General features: G+C 62.8%; 24 protein-coding genes and 1 pseudogene. 15 read left to right on the forward strand and 10 right to left on the reverse strand.

Annotated features, from left to right (window positions below; all coding sequences use genetic code 11):
• Nucleotides 1-260 (forward strand): annotated as a pseudogene (locus ASD00_RS16340) (IS630 family transposase); the annotation flags it as partial.
• Between the two features lie 97 nt (nucleotides 261-357).
• Nucleotides 358-1,116 (forward strand): gamma-glutamyl-gamma-aminobutyrate hydrolase family protein, encoded by a 759-nt coding sequence (locus ASD00_RS16345; RefSeq protein ID WP_025424867.1) that lies wholly within the window; start codon nucleotides 358-360, stop codon nucleotides 1,114-1,116.
• Nucleotides 1,117-1,214: 98 nt separating this feature from the next.
• On the opposite strand, the gene ASD00_RS16350 is transcribed toward ASD00_RS16345, so the two are convergent.
• From ASD00_RS16350 to ASD00_RS16360, 3 genes are all read right to left on the reverse strand, one after another.
• Nucleotides 1,215-2,183 (reverse strand): 2-hydroxyacid dehydrogenase, encoded by a 969-nt coding sequence (locus ASD00_RS16350; RefSeq protein ID WP_025424868.1) that lies wholly within the window; start codon nucleotides 2,181-2,183, stop codon nucleotides 1,215-1,217.
• A gap of 130 nt (nucleotides 2,184-2,313) precedes the next feature.
• Nucleotides 2,314-3,336 (reverse strand): LacI family DNA-binding transcriptional regulator, encoded by a 1,023-nt coding sequence (locus ASD00_RS16355; RefSeq protein ID WP_025424869.1) that lies wholly within the window; start codon nucleotides 3,334-3,336, stop codon nucleotides 2,314-2,316.
• 93 nt (nucleotides 3,337-3,429) lie between these two features.
• Entirely contained in the window at nucleotides 3,430-3,927 is a 498-nt protein-coding gene (locus ASD00_RS16360; protein ID WP_025424870.1) for a MarR family transcriptional regulator, read from the reverse strand.
• Between the two features lie 113 nt (nucleotides 3,928-4,040).
• Between ASD00_RS16360 and ASD00_RS16365 the strand changes: the two genes are divergently transcribed.
• From ASD00_RS16365 to ASD00_RS16375, 3 genes are all read left to right on the forward strand, one after another.
• Nucleotides 4,041-4,832, forward strand: a complete 792-nt coding sequence (locus tag ASD00_RS16365; protein ID WP_025424871.1) for a creatininase family protein — start codon at nucleotides 4,041-4,043, stop codon at nucleotides 4,830-4,832.
• A gap of 100 nt (nucleotides 4,833-4,932) precedes the next feature.
• Nucleotides 4,933-6,330 carry a hypothetical protein gene (locus ASD00_RS16370; RefSeq protein ID WP_057207580.1) on the forward strand — a complete coding sequence of 466 codons (1,398 nt, stop codon included), beginning with the start codon at nucleotides 4,933-4,935 and terminating at the stop codon, nucleotides 6,328-6,330.
• 88 nt (nucleotides 6,331-6,418) lie between these two features.
• A complete protein-coding gene (locus ASD00_RS16375; protein ID WP_025424873.1) occupies nucleotides 6,419-7,297 on the forward strand; it encodes a glycosyltransferase in 879 nt (292 codons plus the stop codon).
• 31 nt (nucleotides 7,298-7,328) lie between these two features.
• Here the strand turns inward: ASD00_RS16375 and ASD00_RS16380 are convergent, their stop codons facing one another.
• Entirely contained in the window at nucleotides 7,329-8,420 is a 1,092-nt protein-coding gene (locus ASD00_RS16380) for a glycosyltransferase family 1 protein (protein ID WP_025424874.1), read from the reverse strand.
• 198 nt (nucleotides 8,421-8,618) lie between these two features.
• On the opposite strand from ASD00_RS16380, the gene ASD00_RS16385 reads away from it, so the two are divergent.
• Both ASD00_RS16385 and ASD00_RS16390 read left to right on the forward strand, forming a co-directional pair.
• Complete coding sequence (locus ASD00_RS16385) at nucleotides 8,619-9,719, forward strand: GTP-binding protein (protein WP_057207658.1); 1,101 nt, start codon at nucleotides 8,619-8,621, stop codon at nucleotides 9,717-9,719.
• Between the two features lie 110 nt (nucleotides 9,720-9,829).
• Nucleotides 9,830-10,819 (forward strand): WD40 repeat domain-containing protein, encoded by a 990-nt coding sequence (locus ASD00_RS16390; protein WP_025424876.1) that lies wholly within the window; start codon nucleotides 9,830-9,832, stop codon nucleotides 10,817-10,819.
• Nucleotides 10,820-11,043: 224 nt separating this feature from the next.
• Here the strand turns inward: ASD00_RS16390 and ASD00_RS16395 are convergent, their stop codons facing one another.
• The 3 genes from ASD00_RS16395 to ASD00_RS16405 form a co-directional block, all read right to left on the reverse strand.
• Nucleotides 11,044-12,231 carry a metal transporter gene (locus ASD00_RS16395; protein ID WP_025424877.1) on the reverse strand — a complete coding sequence of 396 codons (1,188 nt, stop codon included), beginning with the start codon at nucleotides 12,229-12,231 and terminating at the stop codon, nucleotides 11,044-11,046.
• The gene (locus tag ASD00_RS16400) at nucleotides 12,228-13,361 is read right to left on the reverse strand and encodes a multicopper oxidase domain-containing protein (protein ID WP_025424878.1); all 1,134 of its coding nucleotides are present in this window, start codon (nucleotides 13,359-13,361) and stop codon (nucleotides 12,228-12,230) included. The genes ASD00_RS16395 and ASD00_RS16400 overlap by 4 nt, the downstream gene beginning before the upstream one ends.
• 315 nt (nucleotides 13,362-13,676) lie before the next feature.
• Complete coding sequence (locus ASD00_RS16405) at nucleotides 13,677-14,123, reverse strand: glyoxalase superfamily protein (RefSeq protein WP_082523599.1); 447 nt, start codon at nucleotides 14,121-14,123, stop codon at nucleotides 13,677-13,679.
• A 269-nt stretch (nucleotides 14,124-14,392) separates the two neighbouring features.
• Between ASD00_RS16405 and ASD00_RS16410 the strand changes: the two genes are divergently transcribed.
• From ASD00_RS16410 to ASD00_RS16425, 4 genes are read left to right on the forward strand one after another with little or no spacing between them, the layout of a single operon-like run.
• A complete protein-coding gene (locus tag ASD00_RS16410; protein ID WP_038575712.1) occupies nucleotides 14,393-14,602 on the forward strand; it encodes a hypothetical protein in 210 nt (69 codons plus the stop codon).
• A gap of 31 nt (nucleotides 14,603-14,633) precedes the next feature.
• Nucleotides 14,634-15,263, forward strand: coding sequence for a LysE family translocator (locus tag ASD00_RS16415; protein ID WP_025424881.1), 630 nt, complete (start codon nucleotides 14,634-14,636; stop codon nucleotides 15,261-15,263).
• Between the two features lies 1 nt (nucleotide 15,264).
• Nucleotides 15,265-15,837, forward strand: a complete 573-nt coding sequence (locus ASD00_RS16420; RefSeq protein WP_025424882.1) for a hypothetical protein — start codon at nucleotides 15,265-15,267, stop codon at nucleotides 15,835-15,837.
• Between the two features lie 29 nt (nucleotides 15,838-15,866).
• The gene (locus ASD00_RS16425; RefSeq protein ID WP_025424883.1) at nucleotides 15,867-16,274 is read left to right on the forward strand and encodes a VOC family protein; all 408 of its coding nucleotides are present in this window, start codon (nucleotides 15,867-15,869) and stop codon (nucleotides 16,272-16,274) included.
• A gap of 96 nt (nucleotides 16,275-16,370) precedes the next feature.
• On the opposite strand, the gene ASD00_RS16430 is transcribed toward ASD00_RS16425, so the two are convergent.
• Both ASD00_RS16430 and odc2 read right to left on the reverse strand, forming a co-directional pair.
• On the reverse strand, nucleotides 16,371-16,961 hold the full coding sequence (locus ASD00_RS16430) for an N-acetyltransferase (RefSeq protein WP_025424884.1): 591 nt from the start codon (nucleotides 16,959-16,961) through the stop codon (nucleotides 16,371-16,373).
• A gap of 88 nt (nucleotides 16,962-17,049) precedes the next feature.
• Nucleotides 17,050-18,183, reverse strand: a complete 1,134-nt coding sequence (odc2, locus tag ASD00_RS16435; RefSeq protein ID WP_025424885.1) for an ornithine/lysine decarboxylase — start codon at nucleotides 18,181-18,183, stop codon at nucleotides 17,050-17,052.
• 707 nt (nucleotides 18,184-18,890) lie between these two features.
• Here odc2 and ASD00_RS16440 point away from each other — a divergent pair.
• The 4 genes from ASD00_RS16440 to ASD00_RS16455 all read left to right on the forward strand — a co-directional run bounded on the left by ASD00_RS16440 (nucleotide 18,891) and on the right by ASD00_RS16455 (nucleotide 21,988).
• On the forward strand, nucleotides 18,891-19,784 hold the full coding sequence (locus ASD00_RS16440; protein ID WP_025424886.1) for a LysR family transcriptional regulator: 894 nt from the start codon (nucleotides 18,891-18,893) through the stop codon (nucleotides 19,782-19,784).
• Nucleotides 19,785-19,876: 92 nt separating this feature from the next.
• Nucleotides 19,877-20,521, forward strand: a complete 645-nt coding sequence (locus tag ASD00_RS16445) for a DUF1007 family protein (protein WP_025424887.1) — start codon at nucleotides 19,877-19,879, stop codon at nucleotides 20,519-20,521.
• Complete coding sequence (locus ASD00_RS16450) at nucleotides 20,515-21,564, forward strand: nickel/cobalt transporter (protein ID WP_025424888.1); 1,050 nt, start codon at nucleotides 20,515-20,517, stop codon at nucleotides 21,562-21,564. Before ASD00_RS16445 ends, ASD00_RS16450 begins: the two co-directional genes overlap by 7 nt.
• A gap of 112 nt (nucleotides 21,565-21,676) precedes the next feature.
• Nucleotides 21,677-21,988 carry a hypothetical protein gene (locus ASD00_RS16455; protein ID WP_057207581.1) on the forward strand — a complete coding sequence of 104 codons (312 nt, stop codon included), beginning with the start codon at nucleotides 21,677-21,679 and terminating at the stop codon, nucleotides 21,986-21,988.
• A 68-nt stretch (nucleotides 21,989-22,056) separates the two neighbouring features.
• On the opposite strand, the gene ASD00_RS16460 is transcribed toward ASD00_RS16455, so the two are convergent.
• The gene (locus ASD00_RS16460; protein WP_057207582.1) at nucleotides 22,057-22,293 is read right to left on the reverse strand and encodes a hypothetical protein; all 237 of its coding nucleotides are present in this window, start codon (nucleotides 22,291-22,293) and stop codon (nucleotides 22,057-22,059) included.

Genomic DNA, 22,293 nt, shown 5'->3' on the forward strand with positions numbered 1-22,293 from the left:
CGCGGCACCCACGCTGGACCTTCCACTTCGTTCCGACATCCTGTTCCTGGCTGAACGCCGTCGAGGGGTTCTTCGCTAAGCTCACCCGGCGACGACTGAGAAATGGCGTCTTCCATTCCGTTGTTGATCTTCAGGCAGCCATCAACCGCTTTATCAAAGAGCACAACGAACAGCCCAAGCCATTCATCTGGAAAGCAGACCCTGACGACATCATCGCAGCCGTCAGACGAGGGCACCAAGTGTTGGAATCAATCGACTAGTTGCGGCCGGTATCACCATCACATCTGCGCGCTTCGCAGTTGACTTTCAGCCACATCTGGCGGCAAGGCTTTGCAAAGCGAGATACGGAGCCTGATGATGTCGAAACCTGTCGTTGCCATCCCCTGCGATTTCCGCGAATTCGACGGCAATGTTTGGCATGTCGTTGCCAACCAGTATGTCCGTGCCGCCGTCGAAGGCGCCGGCGTCATGCCCTTCCTCATTCCGGCGCTTGAGACCGGCAACGATATCGACGAGATCCTCGATCGCGTCGACGGCGTGCTGGCAAGCGGCGCCCGATCCAACGTTCATCCCTCGCTCTACGGCCGCGAGGCCAAGGACACCGACGGCCCCTTCGATCCTGGCCGCGATGCCACCAGCCTGCCGTTGATCCGGCGCGCGCTCGAGCGCGGCGTTCCGCTGTTTGCCATCTGCCGCGGCATCCAGGAGCTCAACGTTGCCCTCGGTGGCACGCTCGCAAGCGAAATCCAGGAGCAGCCGGGTGTCTGGGATCACCGCAAGCCCGACGTTTCCGAGCTGGATGTCGCCTACGGCATCCGCCAGGACGTGATCGTCAAGGAAGGCAGCTGTCTTGCGCCGGTGCTGGGTGCCGGTCGCGTTCGCGTCAATTCCCTGCATCGCCAGGCCATCGGCGCAACGGCGCCGCGCCTCGCCGTCGAAGCCGTTGCCGACGATGGCACCATCGAGGCGGTCTCGGTGATTGGCGCCAAGGCGTTCGCCGTCGGCGTGCAATGGCATCCGGAATACTGGGTGCGGACGGACGCACCGTCGGCGAGCCTGTTCAGGGCTTTCGGCGATGCCGTGCGCGCCTACGCGGCGCGGCGCATGGCCGCCTAGGGCATTTCCAGGAAAAGTGCGAAGCGGTTTTCCATCAGCAAATGCGCAAAAACAAAGAGATGGAGCGTTTCTGCACCTCCGTCTGAACCGGCAACGCTTTAACCGGCTCGGCGCGTGAACGGCGTTTCCGGCACTGGCGTCAGTGCCTTGCCGGTCGAAAACCAGGCCATGAGGTTATCGACCACCAGATCCGCCATGGCGTTGCGGGTAACAACCGAAGCCGACGCCACATGCGGCAACAGCGAAACATTCGGCAACCCCAGCAGCGCATCGGGCACATGCGGTTCGTTGTCGAAAACGTCGAGCCCCGCCCCCGCAATCACACCGGCCTGAAGTGCTGAGACCAGCACTGCCTCGTCAACCGTCGAGCCGCGCCCGACATTGATCAGGACGCCATTGCTTCCCAGTGCCGAAAGCACCGCGGCGTTGACCGTCTTTCGTGTCGCCTCCGTTCCCGGAACAATGACAACAAGCGTATCGACGGCGGCGGCAAGCCGTTCGAGCGTCGGGTGATAGGCATAGGCAAGCCCATCGCGTGGGCTGCGCGTATGGTAGGCGACCGAGACGCCGAAGGCTTCGAGCCGCTTGGCAATGGCAAGCCCGATGCGTCCGAGGCCGTAAAGCCCGACCGTGCGACCCCGCAATGACAAGGGCGAAAGCGCAAAGGCGCCATCCCGCACCCAACGCCCCTGGCGCAGCCACTGTTCCGCCTGCGGCAGCAGGCGCAGCGTGTTGATGAGCAGGCCGATGGCGGTATCGGCGACCTCTTCGCTCAGAACGTCAGGCGTGTTGGTGACGACGATGCCCTTGGAGGCGGCATGTTTCACGTCGACCCCGTCATAACCGACACCGAAATTGGCAACGATCTCAAGACCGGGCAGCGCATCCATCAGACCGGCGGGAACGCGGCCAGAGACGGCGATACCCCTGATATCGGCCATGTCTGCCGTCACAAGGTCAGGGTCCGCACGGTCCAGCCGCACGATCTCGAACATCTCGGGCAACCGCAGCAGCACCTGTTCGTTGATTTTTCCGGGCACGAGGATGCGGGGAAGGCTCGCGGACATGGGCACTCCTGGTATTAAAGCGCGTCGCGATCTCCAGGATTCGCTTGCCGCACTTTAGGTTCTTGCTTTTGTGCATGTCGCCTTCGCAAAACCGCTGCACACTTTTGCGCGACATGCATTAGGGATTTCTTCAGGCGGTGACGCGCAACGGGCCTGTCGACTGGCGGATGCGCATTTCCGGCTTGATCAGGTGGATGCCGTCGGGTTCGTGGCTGCCGGAAAGCTTGTCGAGAAGTGCGCGTGCCGCACTGCGGCCGACATCGGCCTGGCCGTTCCAGACGGTGGTCAGCGCCGGTGTCGCGATCGAGGCCTCCTCGAGGTCGTCATAGCCGGTGACGGAGATATCGACGCCTGGAACAAGGCCCGCACGCGCGATGCCGTTCATCATGCCGATCGCCACCAGATCGTTCCAGCAGACGACTGCGGTCGGCTTCTGCGGCAGCGACAGCAGATGCACAGCCGCCTCGAAGCCGCCCTGCTTGGAGCGCGGGCCGGGAATGCGCAATTCCGGATCGACCTCGATGTTGGCCTTGCGCAGCGCGTTGACATAACCCTGATAGCGGTCGCGACCGGTCGAGGTCTGGTCGGTGCCGCCGACCATGGCGATGCAGCGATGGCCAAGGCCGATCAGATGGTTGGTCGCCAGCGAGATGCCATAGGCGTCGTCGCCGCGGAAGATCGGCACGTCGAGCCCCTCAATCGAACGGGCGATCAGGATCGCCGGCATGCCGTTGTCCTCGGCAAGCTGGATATCTTCCGGCGGCGTGCCGATCGCCGGCGACATGATGACGCCGTCGCCGCCGAGCTGCAGCAGCGTTTCGATAAAATCGCGCTGCTTGTCGACCGAATCGTAATGGTTGGAGAGGATGAAGGTCTGCTTGTCGCGGTCGAGCTCCGCTTCGATCGCCTTCAGGATTTCCCCGTAGAACGGGTTCATGATGTCGTGCACGACGACGCCGATGATGCCGGACCGGGAGGTTCTGAGGCTGGCAGCGCGGCGGTTATAGATATAACCGAGTGCGCGGGCCTGCTCCTTGATCTTATCGCGTGTGAGGGTCGCCACCAATGGGCTGTCACGCAATGCCAGGGATACTGTTGCCGTCGAAAGACCGAGTGTTTCCGCGATCGTCGAAAGCTTGACTTTTTGCGCCACGATGCCCCCTGTTTAAGCCTAGTTGCCTACCCTCAAATTTAAATCCTATTTAAACTGTTTAAATCGCCGCCGCAATATGCCGCGAAACAAGGCTCAGTCGGCTGCGCGTGCCGCCTGCAGGTTGCTGTCGACAGCCCGCAAAAGCTTCATCAGCGTGCGCACCTGCTTGTCGGTCAGTCCGCGCGTCGCAAGGTTTTCCGAATGCTGGCCGGCCTCGGCGATCGTCTGCAGCCGGTTGCGCCCCGGTTCGGTGAGATAGACCTTGGTCAGCCGCGCATCGTCATCATCAGGGCGCCGCTCGAGGAAACCTTGCGCTTCCATGCGACCGATCGTGCGCGTCATCGTCGGCGCCTTGACGCCGAGCTTGGCGGCAAGCCCGCCCGCCGTCAGCCCGTCCATTTCGGCAAGCGCCAGCATCACACCGTCCTGGCCGGCATAGAGACCGCTTTCGAGCAGATTGCGCGACATCACCGTGCGCATCGAACGCGCCGCCTGGACAAGGATCGAGGCAAGATCGTGCGGTTCGGCGAGAAGATCGTCCTTCTTCTTGCCGTTCTTGCCCTTCTTTTCGGCCTTGTTCTTCTTGCCCATTGGACCTCCTGCCGAATCCCGCCTCAGACATTTATAGCAATACAGCTTGCGATTACGAACTGTATGACTCAAATAACATTTTTACGACAATTGACGTGAAGGATCGAAGAGAGATGTCGATGCCCCAAGCCCGATGGCAGGACAATCCGACCGATCTTCCGCAACAGGCCCGCCGCGACTGGATCGCCGTGCTGCCGCTCGGCGCCCATGAGCAGCATGGACCGCATCTGCCCTTCGATACGGACACGCTGATTGCCGAGGGTATTGTCGAACGCTGCATCGCCGCCCTGCCCGCGAACTTGCCCGTTACTTTCCTGCCGACCGAACCCGTCGGCTATTCGATCGAGCATATGGATGTGGCCGGCAGCCGGTCGCTCGGCTACGACGAAGCCGTGCGTCGCTGGCTTGGGATCGCCGAAAACCTGCACGGTCTCGGCCTCAGCAAATTCGTGATGCTGAACGCCCATGGCGGCAATTCGCCGCTGATGACGATCGTTGCGACTGAGGCGCGAGTGCGTTTCGGCATGCTGGCGGTGGCGACCAGCTGGACCCGTTTCGGCCAGCCAGATGGCTGGATCGCGCCCGAAGACAAGGCGATCGACATTCACGGCGGCGAGATCGAGACGTCGGTGATGCTGGCGCTCCATCCCGAAAAGGTCGAGATGGCGAAAGCCCGCGCCTTCCCCTCGCGCCAGAGCGACTACGCCGGACGCTTCCGGCATTTGCGCGCCTATGGCCCGCATGCCTTCGGCTGGAAGATGTCCGACCTCAACCGTGACGGTGTTGCCGGCAATGCCTCGGTGGCAACCGCGGCGCGCGGCGAACAGTTGCTGGCCCACGCGGTTACGGGCGTGATCGAGCTTTTGACCGATGTCGCCGACTTCGACATGACCGAATTCGCCTGAAGGACCGGCAGGGCGCGCCGACAAAACACTTTGTTTGTGCTTTTGCGCTATCAGCATGGACAGCAGCAAACGACGACAGGCGGCGCTAGGCCGGAACCCCATGGCGAAGATCATCGCGCTCGGCGCCTATTTCTACCAGGCCCTGATCGCCTTCGGCCTGCTGATCGTCGTCGCCCACTGGCTGGCCCCAGTCGACTATGCCGCCTATTCGCTGTTCATCTCGCTCAGCCAATTCGGCGCGATCGCCGCTTTCGAATGGGTGCGTTTCTCCTGCATGCGCTTCTATCCCGGCCAGACGGCGGAAATCGAAGCGGCGGAGCGGCGAACGATCGTTGCGGAGGCAGCGGCCTGCGCGCTTTTCTGCCTTGTCGCTGCGGCCGCGTCGCTCGCCTTCGGCGTCTCGCCGCTGGTGGCGCTGGTCGGCGGCCTCGTTGCCGTTGCGCAAGGCGGCAGCGACCTGCACCTGACCATGCTGCGCTTCCGCCAGGATTTTCGCGCCTTCTCGGTACTCCAGGGATCTCGCGCCACCATCCTGGCGGCGGGAACGTTGATCGGCGCGCTCGTATCGCCAACCTTCCTGTCGACGGTCACCGGCCTGCTTGGCGGTTATGCTCTCTACGCTCTGCTCGCAACCCTACTTTCGCGCAGATCAGGCCCGCGGCCTTCCGCCTCGCTCGACATGGCGCGCGTGCGAAAGCACCTCGTCTATGGCAGCGTTTCGGCGGGTGCCGCCAGCGCCTCGATGTTTGCACCGCTTGCGCTGAAGGCGATATTCACCTCGGTCCTCGGCCCCGGCGGCGCTGCCGGTGCGCTGCTGGCGCTCGATCTGCTGCAGCGCCCGTTCGTGCTGATCGTCTCCGCCCTCCAGGCGATCCAGTATCCCGAAATCGTCGCTGCTCACGACAAGGGCGGCGATACCCTGGCGCTTCGCCGTGAGCTCGGACAATACTACGCGCTGCTCACCAGCTTCGCGCTGATGATGGCGGCAGGCATCTTCGCCGTTCTGGTGCCGGCGACATGGCTGGTCATCAGCCCTGACCTGCAGGCCGGCTTCCTCGCGACGGCCCCGTTCGTCATTATCCTTTCGCTCGCGCGCGTTCTGACCCAGATCATGCTGCCGACACCGCTGCACTTGAAGCAGCGCCTGACCGCGATCTTCGCGCTCGCGGCCATCGACTGCGCGCTTCTCAATCTCTTCGCGCTTGCCAGCGCGTTCCTTTTGGCGCCAAGCGCCGCCACACTGATGGCAGGCGGCGCGCTCGGCGCCATATTCGCATCCTTGATCGGCCTGCGCCTGATGGCGACCTTGCCCTTCGACTTCACCTGGTCGCCGGTTCTCCTCGCCGCTGCCGGCCTTGGAGTCACCATTGTCGCCTTCGTGCTGTCTTACCGGTCCGCCACCGTCGCTACTGCCGCCGGGATTGTCATTGGTGGGGTCTGCTGCCTCTTGGCGCTCAATCGCCTGCGGCTCGGCATGCGCGCGTCAACCGCCGCGTGATCTCGGGCGCGATAGTGAACCGGGCGCGATAAGGAAAACTGAACCTCTTTCGGTTTAGATCTGGGCAAACCGAGAGGCGAAGAACACCATGAAGATCATTGTCGGAATAGCCACGGCGGGTCGCCGCGAAGTGCTGTCCGAAACACTGCTGCACCTGAGCCGGCAGGATCGCCAGGCGGACGCGATCCTCGTCTGCCCCTCGTCGCCGCAGGACGTCGATCTCGACTTTGTCAGCACGCTCGCATCGGAGATCACCCTGGTCACGGGCAGCAAGGGCTCCTGTGCGCAGCGCAACGCCATCCTCGACCACACGGGGACCGCCGATATCATCGTGTTTTTCGACGATGATTTCCTGCCCCAGTGCGATTTTCTGGCTGAAGTCGAAACCCTCTTCGAGAAGAGGGCCGACATTGCCGTGGCGACCGGCCTGGTGCTGGCCGATGGCATTCATGGCCCGGGCATCCCGGTCAAGGAAGGGTTGGAAATCCTTGCGCGCGATCGGGCAACGGGCAGACAGGCCACCCTCGAACCCGTTTACAACGCCTATGGCTGCAATATGGTTTTTCGCGTGTCGGCCATTGAAGCCGACGCCACCCGCTTCGACGAAAACCTGCCGCTTTACGGCTGGCAGGAGGATGTCGACTTCTGCCGCCGCCTCGCCCGCCACGGCCGCATTGTGCGCAGCGCCACCCTGCGCGGCGTCCATCTCGGCAACAAACGGGGACGTACTTCGGGTTTGCGCTTCGGTTACTCACAGGTGGCAAACCCGCTCTACCTTTTCCGCAAAGGCACGGTCGGTCTGGGCTGGGCATTGAAGCTTTTGAGCTCCAACATCGCCGCAAACATCGTCGGCAGTCTGAAATCTCAGGGGCTTGTCGACAGACGGGGCCGCCTTAAGGGAAACCTTATCGCCCTCGTAGATCTCCTACGCGGCAGGATAGATCCGCTGCGCACACTCGAACTCTAATCGCGCGTTCAGTTCCGAATAAGCAAGCTAGTCAGCCCTGCCCTGCGACCAGCAGGTTGAGCAGAATGACCGCGCTTGCGTTCCATGAGAACCGCATTGCATTTTCATGCCCCGAACGCCCCAGCTGTCGCCGAAGCGCATCATCGGCGGATATCTTCCGCATAACCTCGACGAGGGTTTCCGCCTTCGCCGGATCGAAATAGAGAGCCGCCTCGCCGCAGGCTTCCCTGACCGGGGGTATGTCAGCGGCCAGCACCGGGCACCCTTGTGTCATCGCCTCGAGCGGCGGGATACCGAACCCTTCATAGAGGCTCGGGAACAGGAAGGCGGTGGCGTGGCGCTGCAGCCCGGCGATCTCGGCGTCCGTCAGCCGCCCGGGAAAGATCAGGTTGCCCCGCGACGTCGGGGCGATGTCGCGAAAAACGCTGGGATCCGTACCGCCGACGACCACGAGCTTGCTGCCGGTAGCACCCAGGGCTTCGAAGGCACGCACCGCAAACTCGACGTTCTTGTTGGGCTTCAGTGTGCCGACGAGAAGGAAGAAGGGGGTCTCGGCAAGCCCCAGCTTCGCAACGATCTCCCGGTCCGGCTGAAGGTCGGAAAAGTGATCTGTGGCGTTGTAGATCACGTCAATACCCGATGCTGGAACGCGAAAGACATCCGCCAGTTCACCGCGCGAAAAATAGGAAACGGTGCCGATCTTCGCGCGACGCGTCAGGATGTAGCCGAGCGCGCCGTGGAACAGCCGGTAGCCGCGCCCGAAGGAAGCCGGATGACGGAAGAGCGTGACGTCGTGGATCACCACCACTTGGTCGGAATGCAGCACCGGTCCGCTGCCCCCGAGGCCGACCAGCGTATCGCGCCGCGTCCGCCAATAGAGCGGCCCCTGCTCCCAGAGATGGCCCGGGCCTGAGCCGAAACGCTCGATCGATATCGCCGACAGTGGCAGATCATCCGGCGCGGACGCTGGAGCCAGCAACCGCCAGCGCACATCCTTCAGCGCCGGCGGCACGTCGCCCGCGGCAATGCGGGCATCGAGCGCGCGGGTGATCTCGCGGGCAAAGCGCTGCACGCCGGTGAGCGGCTGAGTCAGGAACCGGCCGTTGATGGAAATCGTCTTCACGCATGCACCCCTTCGGTAGGACGCGAACTCTCCCTGATTTTGATGAAAGGAGCGTTATCGCTGCCCGGTTCGCCCGTCCCGGAGGCGGCAAAGGCGTGGCCAAAATCGGCTTCGCCATTTGCGCATCGCCGCCGCATCTCCTATATGAAACGCGACATGGATGCCCGCTCCCCGCATCCCGAGATCCCAGAGGTTCCCATGACCGAAACATCCCCGCAGAAGCCGATTCCCGTCACCGTGCTCACCGGATATCTCGGCGCCGGCAAGACGACGCTGTTGAACCGCATCCTCAGCGAGAACCACGGGCGCAAATACGCCGTCATCGTCAACGAATTCGGCGAGATCGGCATCGACAACGACCTGATCGTCGAATCCGACGAGGAAATCTACGAGATGAACAACGGCTGCGTCTGCTGCACCGTGCGCGGCGACCTGATCCGCGTGGTGGAAGGCCTGATGCGCCGGCCCGGTCGCTTCGATGCGATCATCGTGGAAACCACCGGTCTTGCCGATCCGGTTCCGGTCGCCCAGACCTTCTTCATGGACGACGATGTGCGCGCCAAGACCGAGCTTGATGCCGTCGTCGCGCTGGTAGACGCCAAGCACCTGCCGCTCCGGCTGAAGGACAGCCGCGAGGCCGAAGACCAGATCGCCTTTGCCGACGTCGTGCTCCTCAACAAGACCGACCTCGTCAGCCCGGAAGAGCTGGAGCGGATCGAGGCGACGGTTCGCGTCATAAATCCGTCGGCCCGCATCTACAGAACGCAGCGCTCCGAGATCGACCTCACCAAGGTTCTCGACCAGGGCGCGTTCAACCTTGAGAGAGCGCTGGAAAACGACCCGCATTTCCTCGACCAGGACGATCACGAGCACGATCACACCTGCGGCCCGGATTGCGGCCACGATCACCACGATCATCATGACCATGATCATGATCATCACCACCATCATGATCACGACCATCACCACCATGACCACGCCCCCTCGCCGATCCATGATGTGACGGTGCAATCGATCTCGCTGCGCGGCGGCGAGATGAACGCTGATCGCTTCTTCCCCTGGATCCAGAAGATCACCCAGACGGACGGCCCGAACATCCTGCGCCTGAAGGGCATCATCGCCTTTGCCGGCGACGCCGAGCGTTATGTCGTGCAGGGCGTGCACATGATCATCGAGGGCGACCATCAGCGTGCCTGGAAGGAAGGCGAAAAGCGCGAAAGCCGCCTGGTCTTCATCGGCCGCGACCTCGACCGCGAAAAGCTGGAGCGCACGTTCAAGGCCTGCGAAGCTTCAGCCTGATTCCGGAAGCCGCGATGCGGCTCTAAGATCAAATTAAGGAGAGCATGGCGTCGGTCCTTTTCGGCATCATGCTCCAACAGCATGCCGAACCAGGGGACCATGACAATCTGATGCCGACAGTCGCTCCGCTCGATCTCGAAGGCCACGTCGTTGGCGTGGCCTTTCTCAAGGGCATACCTTTCTTCGCCGAAGCCACCGGCGCCATCCACCGCCTCGACCACGGCCACAAGACGACGGAAGTCCACGAGGGCCTGCTGTCTCTGGTTCTCGACGAGGCGAACGAAACGCTTCTGACCGGCGGCGAGGACGGCAAGGTGATGCGCACGGCTGCCGACGGCACCGCGACGCTGGTTGCCGAAGCGCCGCGCAAGTGGATCGCCCAAGTCGCAGCCGGCCCGCAGGGCGCCGTCGGCTATGCCTATGGCAAGACCACCCATGTGCGGCTGGCCGACGGCACGACGAAAGAATTTGCCGAGGAGCGCACGGTCGAGGGCGTCGCCTTTGCGCCGAAGGGCTTGCGTGTTGCCGCCGCCCGCTACAACGGCGTGTCGATGCACTGGGTCGCGACCGCGGGCCAGCCGATTGATCTCGACTGGAAGGGCGCCCATACCGGCGTCACCTTCTCGCCCGACGGCCGTTTCCTCGTGACCACGATGCAGGAAAATGCCCTGCACGGCTGGAAGCTCGACGCAAAGCCCGGCGGCGAGGCACGCCACATGCGCATGACCGGCTACCCGGCCAAGGTGAAGTCGCTCTCCTGGTCCGCGAAGGGCAAGTGGCTCGCATCTTCGGGCGCGCCGGCCGCCATCGTCTGGCCCTTCCAGGGCAAAGACGGACCGATGGGCAAGGCGCCGCTGGAACTCGGCACCCGCGCCGACATCATGGTGACTTCCGTCGCCTGTCATCCGGCCGAAGACATCGTCGCCATCGGCTATCAGGACGGCATGATCCTCGCCGCCCGTTTCGCCGACAGCAAGGAAGTGCTGTTGCGCCGTCCCGGCAAGGGTGCGGTCACCGCCATGGCCTGGAGCAAGGACGGGCGCCAGCTCGTTTTCGGCTCGGCCGAGGGCGACTGCGGCATCGTCGATATCGCCGGATAACATTCGCTCGACGCTCTTCGACGGCGTTAGCGCAGTTGCCCCTCACCCTAACCCTCTCCCCGCAAGCGGGGCGAGGGGACGTGGCATACGCTCTGTCAAAGAATGCCGAAATATCTGGCCGGACGAAACCGCGCCACGAGTCCCTTCTCCCCGCCTGCGGGGAGAAGGTCGCGGCAGCGGGATGAGGGGCTGCCAAATCGCTCATGACAGCGATCCACAAACAATCAGATTTTCACCACTGCCGCGGTCACGTACATGAAGGCGACGCCGGCAACGAGCCCGCTCATGACGGGCGGCGTCAGGAGGACCTCGATCCGCTTTCCGCTCTGGCGCATCAGGTAAGCGCTGACCTCGACGATCACCTGCAGGATCGCGCCGGCCCCGATCGCCAGCGCCAGCGCCGACCATTGCGCCGACGTTGCCAGGCTGCCGAGCCACATGCCGATCACCGCCGGCCCGCCGGCAAGCAGCGTCAGGCCGACAAAGACCCATAGCGAGGGCCGCTGTTTCAGGATCGGCGCGGCGATGCCGATGCCTTCGGTCACATTGTGCAGGGCGAAGCCGAGCACCAGGAAGGTACCGAGCCCGGCCGATCCTGCGGCAAAGGCAGCACCGATCGCCAGCCCCTCGCCGAGATTGTGCAGCCCGATGCCAAGCGCGATATAGGTGGAAAGCGCCAGCCCGGTCGGCACGCCGCCGCGCCGGCCGATCGCCATCAGCAACAGGAAGCTGCCAAGCCCCGCAAGCACCACCATGACCGGCCCCTGGAAAATTGCCGCGGCCTGCGACGCCAGTTCCAGGGCTTCCGCACTTGCATCGATCAGCAGGAAGGCGAGCAGGCCGATCGTCAGCGACAATAGAAACGCCATGCCCGCCTGGCCGACGCCACGCAGCAGCGGGTAGAACATCAGGCCGACGGCGACCGGCACGATGCCGACGATGATGCCAACCAGCGCCTGCAGTCGCAATTGACCTGCCGTCGCCTGCGGCGTCGGCACGGCAACGGCAATGTCGTGGGCGAAGGTGGCGCCAGTGTTGGTCACCACCTTCAGCGCATGCGCCTCGCCCAGCATCCATGGGAAGGGCAGGCTCAGCCATGCCGCCTTGCCCCGCGCGATCGGACCAGGCGGATCCTGGGTGAATTGCCAGTAGGCGTCATCCACCTGAACCTGCGCCACCGTCATCGGCTCCGATCCACCGGCGCGAACCAAGAGGCGAAGGCCGCTGTCGTCGAGCACGGTTCGTTCGAAGGTCAGGTTTTCCACCGGCGGCGCGCCGTTGCGAAAGCCCGACAGCGGATCGGCCGACAGGATCCAGGCGACGGCGATGGCCAACGCGATGAGCGGCAGCGCCAGCCAAACCAGATTGGTTTTCGCCGCACGGATAGCGGCCCTCGGCAGGGTTTCGTTCATGCCAGCGCCTCCACGACGTCGAACATGCCGACCCAACCCAGTTCGGTAAACTCGGTCTGGTGCGGATGGAACATGTAGAGGCCGGGTTCATGCTCGGCGAAGGTGAACTCCAGAATGCCGCGCTGTGCCTGGCACTGGGTGATGAGGTCGACAGTTCTAAGCGTCGGCGTCAACGTCGTTCCCTGGTCGTAATAATCGAAGAAGTTCGCGTGCAGATGGAACGAATTGATCGGATCGAACTCGATGACATTGATGAGGTAGATGCGCACCGGCTTGCTTTTCACGATCCGGATGGGCCGCTTCATGAAGGCATGGGCGACGGTGTTGACCGCGTAAAATTCGTTTTCGGCATCGAAGTTGGTGTCGAAGGCGTTCATCACCATCACCAGTTCCTGCCAGCCGGCGTTCTCCGGCGTGCCGATGAGCCGCGAGCGGGCGACGTCGATCTGATCCGGATGGCGCTCCGGGTCCGGGTCGATGACGAAGGCGCCGTACATGCCCTTGTGGATATGCCGACGCAGCGGCATCGCATGGCAATGATAGAGATGGCAGCCGAAAGGCTTGGCGTCGAATTCATAGACGAACTCATCGCCGGGATCGACCATGCCGGCCCCCGGTACGCCATCCATCCGCGCCGCGTGAATGCCGTGAAAGTGGATCGAATGCGGGTGTGAGGCGTAGTTGCGAAAGACGATGCGCAGGCGCTCGCCCTCCTTGGCCCGAAGCGCCGGGCCAGGCACGCGGCCGTTATAGGTCCAGGCCGGAAAGGTGATGCCCGGCGCGATTTCGATGTCGCGATCCTCGGCAGCCATCTCGAAGGTCCGGAGCGTTCGCCCATCCGGCAGTACCGAGACGGTGCCGGTGTCCCAGTCGGTCAGCATGTCGGTCGGATCGAAACCGTTGGCGGTGTTATCGACGTCGCCGACCGTCATCATGGCGCCGTGCCCCATCGCCGGCATCGGTGCCGCCATGCCTTCGGACGCCCGCGCGGCCATCTGGTGGCCGCCACCGTGGGACGCGATCTGCGCCGGCGCCGCGCCGGCGCAGATCGCGGTGCCGCCGGCGGCCGCCAGCCCACCCATCAGCAGGCTGCGCCGTTTCAGCAGATCTTGCCTCACCGAATTGTCCATAGAAGTCGCCCCTCGCCCGATACGGCTCCACGTGTCCGCTCCGGATTGCAGAGGCGATGCCACAAGGCCCGATTTGATCGGCTCGCCTTATTGCGAACCGTTCGCAACTACATTGATAATGCAAATGCAACTCATTCGCAACTAATGATGATGCCAACGGATGCGATGAACGGATTGGTGCATCAGTGGGGTATCGTCGCGCGAAAAGCTACGGTGATTAAGTCCCCGAAGCACTTGGCTTCGGGGAAGTCTGCTGAAAAGCCAACAGCCGGCAAGTCGCAACCGTGATGATCGCACGGCAGCAGCAAGGGCCGCTCACCATTCCAGCTCCAACTGTGGGCGGCCGTTGGACGTCTTCTCGATCGTGCGCCCGGTCTCGTCGACCGTCGCGGTCACCCGCTGGCGAAACGCGGAGAAACTCTCGAAGGTAACGACATCGACCGGCTCGTCGAATTTCATCGTCAACCGGTAGCGCCCCGGCTGGGCCGTCAGCGCCTGCACTGAAAGGATTTCGCCTTCGAAGGGCTGACCGAGATAAAGGCCCTTCACCCGCGAGCCGAGCATCCAGGGATTGAACGGCGGCCGATTGCCGGCGGCAGCGTGAAGCGTGTTCCAATCGCGGTAGCCATATTGGGCGGCGACCAGTTCGAGGGAACGGGAGTGGTTGATATTCTCGCCTTCGCAGGATAGCCGCGATCGCAGGCGTTTCGCCTGGTCCTTGAGGGCATCGAGCGATGGTAGCGTGTTTGATCCGCGCATCATGACAGGGTCTCCTGCTACGGCATGCATTATCAGAGATGGGAGCCCGCATTGCCACCGGTTCGCATGCCGTTTCGGCTGACCGTGTCTGAAAGAAGGGCTTCACCAAAGCATGACGCTCGCGGACGGCAGGGGCCCTTGCCCTCCGCGTCCATTAGGGCCAGCGACCTGAACTGTCAAATCCGGCGTTTTGCCTTGCCGACGAAGAAAAAGAGCGGATAACATGTCTGGGGGTCATCAGCTCATCGTCTCAAGACGAGACGCAGCACCTATTGCGCCTATCTCTACCGCGCAAAACGCAGGCGCTGACGGCATCGCTGCTGCTCGGGCCGGAGAGGAAGCCTCAACTCGAAGTCGATTACCCCCACTCCCTCCAGCGCGAGACCGATCCCGAGAAGGACCATCGCGTCGATCTCGTCGTCGCGCGCTCGGTGGATCTTTCTGAACGCATTCTGGCGGTTGCTCCGACGCCAAAGGTGTGAGACAGATTCGCCCTGCACACCGGAGTGTCCCATGGGCGGTACAACCATCCTCGCATTCGCCTTTGTCGCTTTCATCGGTATCGCCACGCCGGGCCCGACCGTGCTGTTGGCGCTGACCAACGGTTCGCGCTACGGCATCAAGCGTGCGCTTGTGGGCATGATCGGCGCCGTTCTCTCGGATTTCGTGCTGATCGGCGCGGTGGCGCTGGGTCTCGGCGCGCTACTCGCTGCCTCGGAATTCTGGTTTACGGTCGTCAAATGGCTCGGCGCCGCCTATCTCGCCTTTCTCGGCGTCATGCTGTTGCGGTCGAAGGGAACGCTCGATGTCGCCATCGACAAAGGCGCCGCCGACGTCGCGACGCCTGCGATTTTTCTGAAGAGCTTTCTGGTCGCCGTCACCAACCCGAAGGGTTATCTCTTCTTCTCGGCCTTCCTGCCGCAGTTCATTGACCTCGCCTTGCCGCAGGCGCCGCAATACGCAGTACTTGCCCTGGTCTTCGCCGCTGTCGATTTTGCCGTGATGCTCGGTTACGCGCTACTCGGCTCCCAGGCGGCTCGTTTTCTCAAGCATTCCGGGGCCGTCTGGCTCGAGCGTATCTGTGGCGGCGCCCTGCTTGCCCTTGCCGGTTCCCTCGCTTTCTATCGCCGCGCCACAAACTGACATGCTGTTCCGCAAGGCCATTCTCTACCAGATCGCCAAGGGCGACGTGACACTGGCCTTTCGGCGCTGGACCAGGCCAACAGTCAAGGCCGGCGGCAGCCTGCGCACAGCGGCCGGCATATTGTCGATCGACGCGATCGAGACCACCGAGGCCGAAGACATCAGCATAGAGGACGCACGTCGCGCCGGGTTCCCGACGCGTGAGGCATTGCTCGCCGAACTCGACGGCAGGCCCGATGGCACGCTTTACCGCATCGCCTTCCACCGCGCGGGCGACGATCCGCGTCTGTCCTTGCGCGATGACGCGACGCTTGCGAAATCCGACTGGGCCAAGATTGCCGCCAGGCTCGCCCGCTTTGACGAGGCCGCCGGTCAGATCTGGGCCGAAGCGACACTCCGCCTGATTGCTTCGCGCGACGGGATTACCGCCGCCGAGATCGCTGAACAGGTCGGCATGGATAAACTCAAGCTCAAGCCACGCATCCGCAAACTGAAGGAACTAGGGCTGACGGAAAGCCTGACGGTCGGCTATCGGCTGTCGCCGCGCGGACGGTCCTTCCTTAGCCAGGTATGAGCGATGCCAGCCAAGACAAGGGAGAAGACATGATCGGATATACGATGGTCGGAACGACCGATCTCAAACGCGCCGAACGGTTCTACGATCCGCTGATGGCGTTGATCGGTCAGGAGCGCTGCTGGTGCGACGAGCAGGTGGCGTCCTGGGGACGCAAGGATGATGACCGCGCGCCGCGTTTCTTCACCGGCTATCCCTTCGACGGAAATCCCGCCGGCATCGGCAATGGCGCCATGACCGCGTTCCTCGTGCCAAGCGCTGCGATCATCGACCGGCTGTTTGCAACGGCGATGGAACAGGGCGGCAGTGTCGAGGGCGAACCGGGCTTTCGCCCGCAATACGGAGACGGCTTCTACGCCGCCTATGTGCGCGATCCCGATGGCAACAAGCTTGCCTTCGTCTGCTACGACGCGCGACCGTCTGCCACGGAGGCGTGATCTCGGGTTTTTATGACCTGCTCCCCCACCCCTCGCATGAGGCGGATGGGGGAGCAGCGAAAAATCCGCCCCCGCAGGGTTGGAGACGGAAAGAGATCAGGCCGCGCGCCTGACCGGCGGCAGCGCCAACTTGCGGCCATTGGCGACGATGAGGCCGGCAGCGCCCTCGAGCCAGGCATCCCGAAGCTCAAGCGCCAGGAAACGGTTGCGCTCGAACGGACCGGGCATGACCAAATGCTGCGTGCGCGCGGCGAAGAAGCCGAAACGCTCGTAATAGGCGGCATCCCCGACCAGCAGGATCGCGCCGTGACCGCGGTTCTTGGCCTCTTCGATCGCTGCACGCATCAGCATGCCGCCGATGCCCTTGCCTTCATGGGCGGGATCGACTGCCAGCGGACCGAGCAGCAGGGCTGGAATGCTGTGGCCTTCGCGGCTGACGCCGGCCTCGACATTCCACAGGCGAACGGTGCCGATCACGTGACCATCGAGATCGCGGGCGACGAAGGCGAGGCCTTCGGCAGGCACGCGGCCGCTGCGCAGCTTTTCCGACGACTTGCGACGCCGCTCCGGCCCCATCGCCCGATCGAGCAGGTTTTCGCGGGCAACGACGTCACCCGGGTTTTCGTTATCGATAACGAATGTGGACGGCGCGAAAAACGCGCGCAGGGCATCAACAACAGCGGCCATCCGGGCCTCCCGTCATCAAAACCGCTTCAGGCGGCATCTAAGGAAATTGTGAAATGGCGCTCCCGCCCGAGGACGGGAGCAAACCGGATCAGATCACGTAGGACTTCAAGGGCTCGAAGCCGTTGAAGGCGACGGCCGAGTAGGTCGTGGTGTAGGCGCCGGTGCCTTCGATCAGAACCTCGTCGCCGATCGAGAGCGTGATCGGCAGCGGATACATGTTCTTCTCGTACAGCACGTCGGCCGAATCGCAGGTCGGGCCGGCAAGCACGCAGGGCTCCATTTCGTCGCCGTCACGGGCCGTGCGGATCGGGTAGCGGATCGCCTCGTCCATGGTTTCGGCGAGACCGCCGAACTTGCCGATGTCGAGGAACACCCAGCGGTGGCTGTCGTTATCAGACTTCTTCGAAACGAGAACGACTTCCGCCTTGATCACGCCGGCGTTGCCGACCATGCCGCGACCCGGCTCGATGATCGTTTCCGGGATGTGGTTGCCGAAGTGCTTCTTCAGCGCGCCGAAGATCGCCTGGCCGTAGGCTTCAGCGGTCGGCACGTCCTTGAGGTACTTCGTCGGGAAGCCACCGCCCATGTTGACCATCTTGAGCTCGATGCCCTGCTTGGCCAGCTGCACAAAGACGCGCTTGGCATCGGCAAGAGCCGAATCCCAGGCGTCGAGCTTCGTCATCTGCGAACCGACATGGAACGAGACGCCGTAGGAAACGAGGCCATGCTGATGGGCGTAGACGAGCACGTCGACAGCCATCTGCGGGACGCAGCCGAACTTGCGCGACAGCGGCCATTCGGCGCCTTCGCCATCGGTCAGGACGCGGCAGAACACGCGGGCACCAGGGGCGGCACGTGCAACCTTCTCGACTTCCTCATGGCTGTCGACGGCAAAGAGCGACACACCGAGAGCGTGCGCGCGGGCAATGTCGCGCTCCTTCTTGATGGTGTTGCCATAGGAAATGCGCTGGGCGGTCGCACCGGCGTCGAGCGCCATTTCGATTTCAGCGACGGACGCGCAATCGAAGGAGGAGCCCATGCCGGCGAGCAGGCGCAGGATTTCCGGCGCCGGGTTTGCCTTGACGGCGTAATAGATCGAGCTGTCCGGCATCGCGTGGCGGAAGGCCTTGAAATTGTTGCGCACGACGTCGAGGTCGACAACGAGGCAAGGGCCGTCGGGTCGTCGGGTGTTGATGAAGTCGATGATGCGTGCCGTGGTCATGGCCTTATTCCCCTGATCCAAAATGCTCCGCTTTCGCGGAGGACAAAGGGCATACGCGCGAATGCTCTGGAACCAGCCGGTGGAGACCCCGGAACCAAGCATGCGCTCGATGCGCGAACGGTGAATCAAAGCCCGCCTAGGCTTCAATTCGGCTTTGTCTGCCATGGATTGGAGGGGATAACCCAACCGCACTTCCGGCAATGAAGGTGTGCCTCTTCAGTAACCCCGGCTGTTGGAGAGCCGGCAGACACCAGAAAGGCCCGCACCGTCGTTGCTTCAAGATGTCCTCGCATTTCCCGGTTGGCCGGAATAGCGACTGGAGGGGTTAGTTCCAGGTACCTTACCGATACCCTCACCTAATCGAGGGTCGGCGGACACCCACAGGCACGTGCGACTTTGGGCAAGGGCGTAGGTAAGAAAAAACCTTGTCGTAATCAAGAGTTTTTTCGCGGCCGCTGTTGAATTTTTTTCGAGACCGGCAACACTGTCAGTGTTCACGTTTACTGAACAATCGACAGCGACGCAGTGACCGCCACAAACGCTTGAAAGAACTGGATTTATTTTAAGACCTCGCCTATCCGGTCGTCAAAATTCGAAGAGCGGACCGAACCGGCCACAAAGACAGCCGCCGAACAGAGAAACGTGAAAGAAGCATTCGCGGCGAATCAAGGCTCCCGCGACCAGGAAAGACGAAGGAAACACCGGCCATGGACACGCTCACCCGCATCCGCGCCTTCATCGATGTCGTGGACGCCGAAGGGTTTTCGGCCGCCGCCCGCCGCGTCGGCAGGTCGAAGGCGCTCTTGTCGAAATATGTGCGCGAGCTTGAGGACGAACTCGGCGCGCTTCTGCTTAACCGCACGACACGTCAATTCTCGATGACGGAAGCCGGCCACACCTATTATCGCACCGCGTCGGAAATCCTGAAGGAAATCGACAATCTCGCCGATCTCGTGCGCGCCAACAATTCCGACCTCAAGGGCCGGCTGCGCATCACCGCGCCCCGCACTTTCGTCGACGCCGAGATCGGCCAGTCGCTGGTCGATTTCGGCAAGCAGCATCCGGAACTGTCGCTGGAGATCGTTTCGGACGACCGCTTCGTCGACCTCGTCGAAGAGGGCTTCGATGTCGCCATCCGTATCACCCGACTTGAGGATTCGACGCTGATCGCGCGCAAGCTCGACGACTTCCAGGTCCTGATCTGTGCCGCTCCGGACTTCGTGGAGAAGGTCGGGCCGATCGCACATCCGACCGACCTTTCGAAGATCCCCTGCATTCTCGACACCAATGGAAAGTCCTATTCCAACTGGCGCTTCATCGAGCCTGACGGTTCCTCCTTCACCGTTCCCGTCAGTGGCCCGATCGAGGTCAACAGTCCGCTTGCCTCGGTGCGCGCTGCCGTCTCCGGCATCGGTGTGGCGCTGGTTCCCGATTTCATCGCACGGCCCAAGGTTGCCACCGGCGAACTCGTCACGCTCTTTGACGATTTCCTGCCCAGGGACCGCGGCATCTATGCGATCTATCCGCACCGCCGCTACCTGCCGGCCAAAGTGCGCACCCTCGTCGACTACCTGCACGCCTGGTTCCGCAAGCCGCATTGACGCGGCAAGGTCCCAAATCCGTCCCATTTCCAGTACATTGCGGGAACGATTCGAAGGCACTGCTGCGCCCTGACTGAAAGGATTGCCGTTTCATGAGAATTAAGCGCCTCGTCGTGGCCGGCCTTGCCATCCTGCTTGCGCCGACTTTGGCCTTTGCCCATCCGCACATCTTCGCCGAGGCCCGCCTGGAAGTGGCCTCCGACGACAAGGGTGAGGTGAGCGAGCTGAGAAATGTCTGGCGTTTCGACGAGCTATTTTCCGCAAGTGTCGTTCTCGACTTCGACAAGAACTCGAACGCCACGCTCGACCCGGACGAACTGGCGGAAGTCGGCCAGACCGTGCTGGAGTCACTGTCGGAGTACAACTACTACACGACGGCCCTGGAAAACGGCAAATCCATCAAGGTCAGCAAACCTGAGCACATCACCGTCGACTACAAGGACGGCCAGTTGCTGATGATCTTCGCGGTCAAGCCGGCCGAGCCGATGCCGCTCAAGGGCAAGCTCTCCTTCGGCGTCTACGACCCGACCATGTACACGGCCATGGATTTCCCGACCGATGACGACCTGACCGTGGTCGGCGACAAGATCGCCGCCTGCGAACACAAGGTCGTCCGCCCTGATCCTGACGAAGTCCTTGCCGAGAACAAGGACACGCTGACCGATGCTTTCTGGAGCGACCCGACCGGCACCGACATGTCGAAGCTCTTTGCAACCAGGATAGAGATCACATGCTGAACACCCGCAGGATCGGCCGCCTGATTGCCGCGACGCTCGTGTTGACCGCTCTGTCGGCCGGCCTTGCCGCGGCGCAATCGCCGCTCGGCATCGGCACTGCCGAACCGTCGTTTCAGACCACCGGCTTTCTCGGCGGCTTCTTTGCCTGGGTGAATGCAGAGCAGCAGGGCTTCTACCGCACGCTGACAGGCTCGCTGAAGGGCATGCGCGAAAACCCCTGGCAGCTCTGGTCGCTGATTGGCCTTTCCTTTGCCTATGGCGTCTTCCATGCCGCCGGCCCCGGCCATGGCAAGGCGGTCATCTCCTCCTACATGATCGCCAACGAGACTGAGCTGAAGCGCGGCGTGCTGCTCTCCTTCATGTCGTCGATCCTGCAGGGGGTCGTCGCCATCCTGCTTGTCGGCGCGGTTTATCTTCTTTTGCGCGGATCCTCGATCAGCATGACTGACGCGACGCGCTCTCTGGAAATTGCCAGCTACGCCCTGATCGCAGCCTTCGGCGGCTGGCTCTTGTTTCGCAAACTGCGCTCGATGATGCGTCCGACGGCTCTCATGGCAACGGCCGGCGGCGGGCATGTTCACGTCGAGCACGAACACGATCATCACGACCATGCCCACCATCGCCATGACCACACGCATCATCACCACGACCATGGCGCCGGCGAAGTCTGCTCCACCTGCGGCCATGCGCATGCGCCGGATCCGTCGATGCTCAAGGGCGATCGCTTCGCCATCAGCGAGGCCTGGTCGGCGATCGTCGCCGTCGGTCTGCGTCCGTGCTCGGGCGCACTGATCGTGCTGTCCTTCGCCTTACTCAACGGCCTTTATCTCGGCGGCATCCTGTCGGTCTTCGCCATGTCGATCGGCACCGCCATCACGGTATCGATCCTGGCGACGCTGGCCGTCACGGCAAAGGGTTTCGCCGTGCGCTACGCGTCAAGCGCCGCATCGGCCGCCCGCGTCTCGAACGGCATCGAGATCGCAGGCGCCCTGCTCGTGATTATCTTGGGACTGGTCTTGCTGGGCGCCGCGCTGCAAGGATAAGGCAGCTATGTGTTCGCCAGGACGTGCGCCGCTTCCGCAAGCCCGCCCCTTTCCCCCACCCCGGGGGAGGTCAACGTACGTCGTGCGTGGAGCCGCCACACGGACACGGTAGATGAATTTCGACACGCTTGAGTTCGAGGAAATCGCCGCCAACCTCGCACGGGCCGGCTGGGCAATCAAATACATCTGGTCCGGTGAAGCCACCGCTTTCAGGCTCTGGCTTTCCGAAACGCACGGGATTGCGGCGACCGACGTTGGAGGCGGCTACTCGTTCTGGGTTGTCGATCACTATTGGGTGCCGCCATCCGGCGCGCGGAATGTCTCTGACGCGTGGTACTCATTCGGCTACCGTCTTGAAGACGACCCAGAGCTAACGCCCGATCAAATCGGCTTCACGCGTGTGCGAAAGAAAAAACGCTATTGAGGAACCAGGCACGCTGTGGACGGGTCTTCCGAGGCAACTCCCTGCACGTCGGCCCCTAGACCTTACCATCACAGCCCGCGCTTGCGCTGATGCCGCGCGCGCAGCCAGAAGATCAGGAAGAAGCCGAGAACGAAGACGACGCCAAAGGCGCCGGCGAGCCACACCGAGATATCGCCAAGCCTCAGCATGATCGACGGTAGCACGAAGAAGCCGACGCCGACGACGGCCAGAATGACGGCCGCGGCGATCGCCGGCGACTTTTCCTTAGGGGCTTGGTTTTCTCTCGTCTTCTCGGGCGCGTTCAC

Source organism: Ensifer sp. Root31, from assembly GCF_001424825.1.
Lineage (GTDB): Bacteria > Pseudomonadota > Alphaproteobacteria > Rhizobiales > Rhizobiaceae > Ensifer > Ensifer canadensis.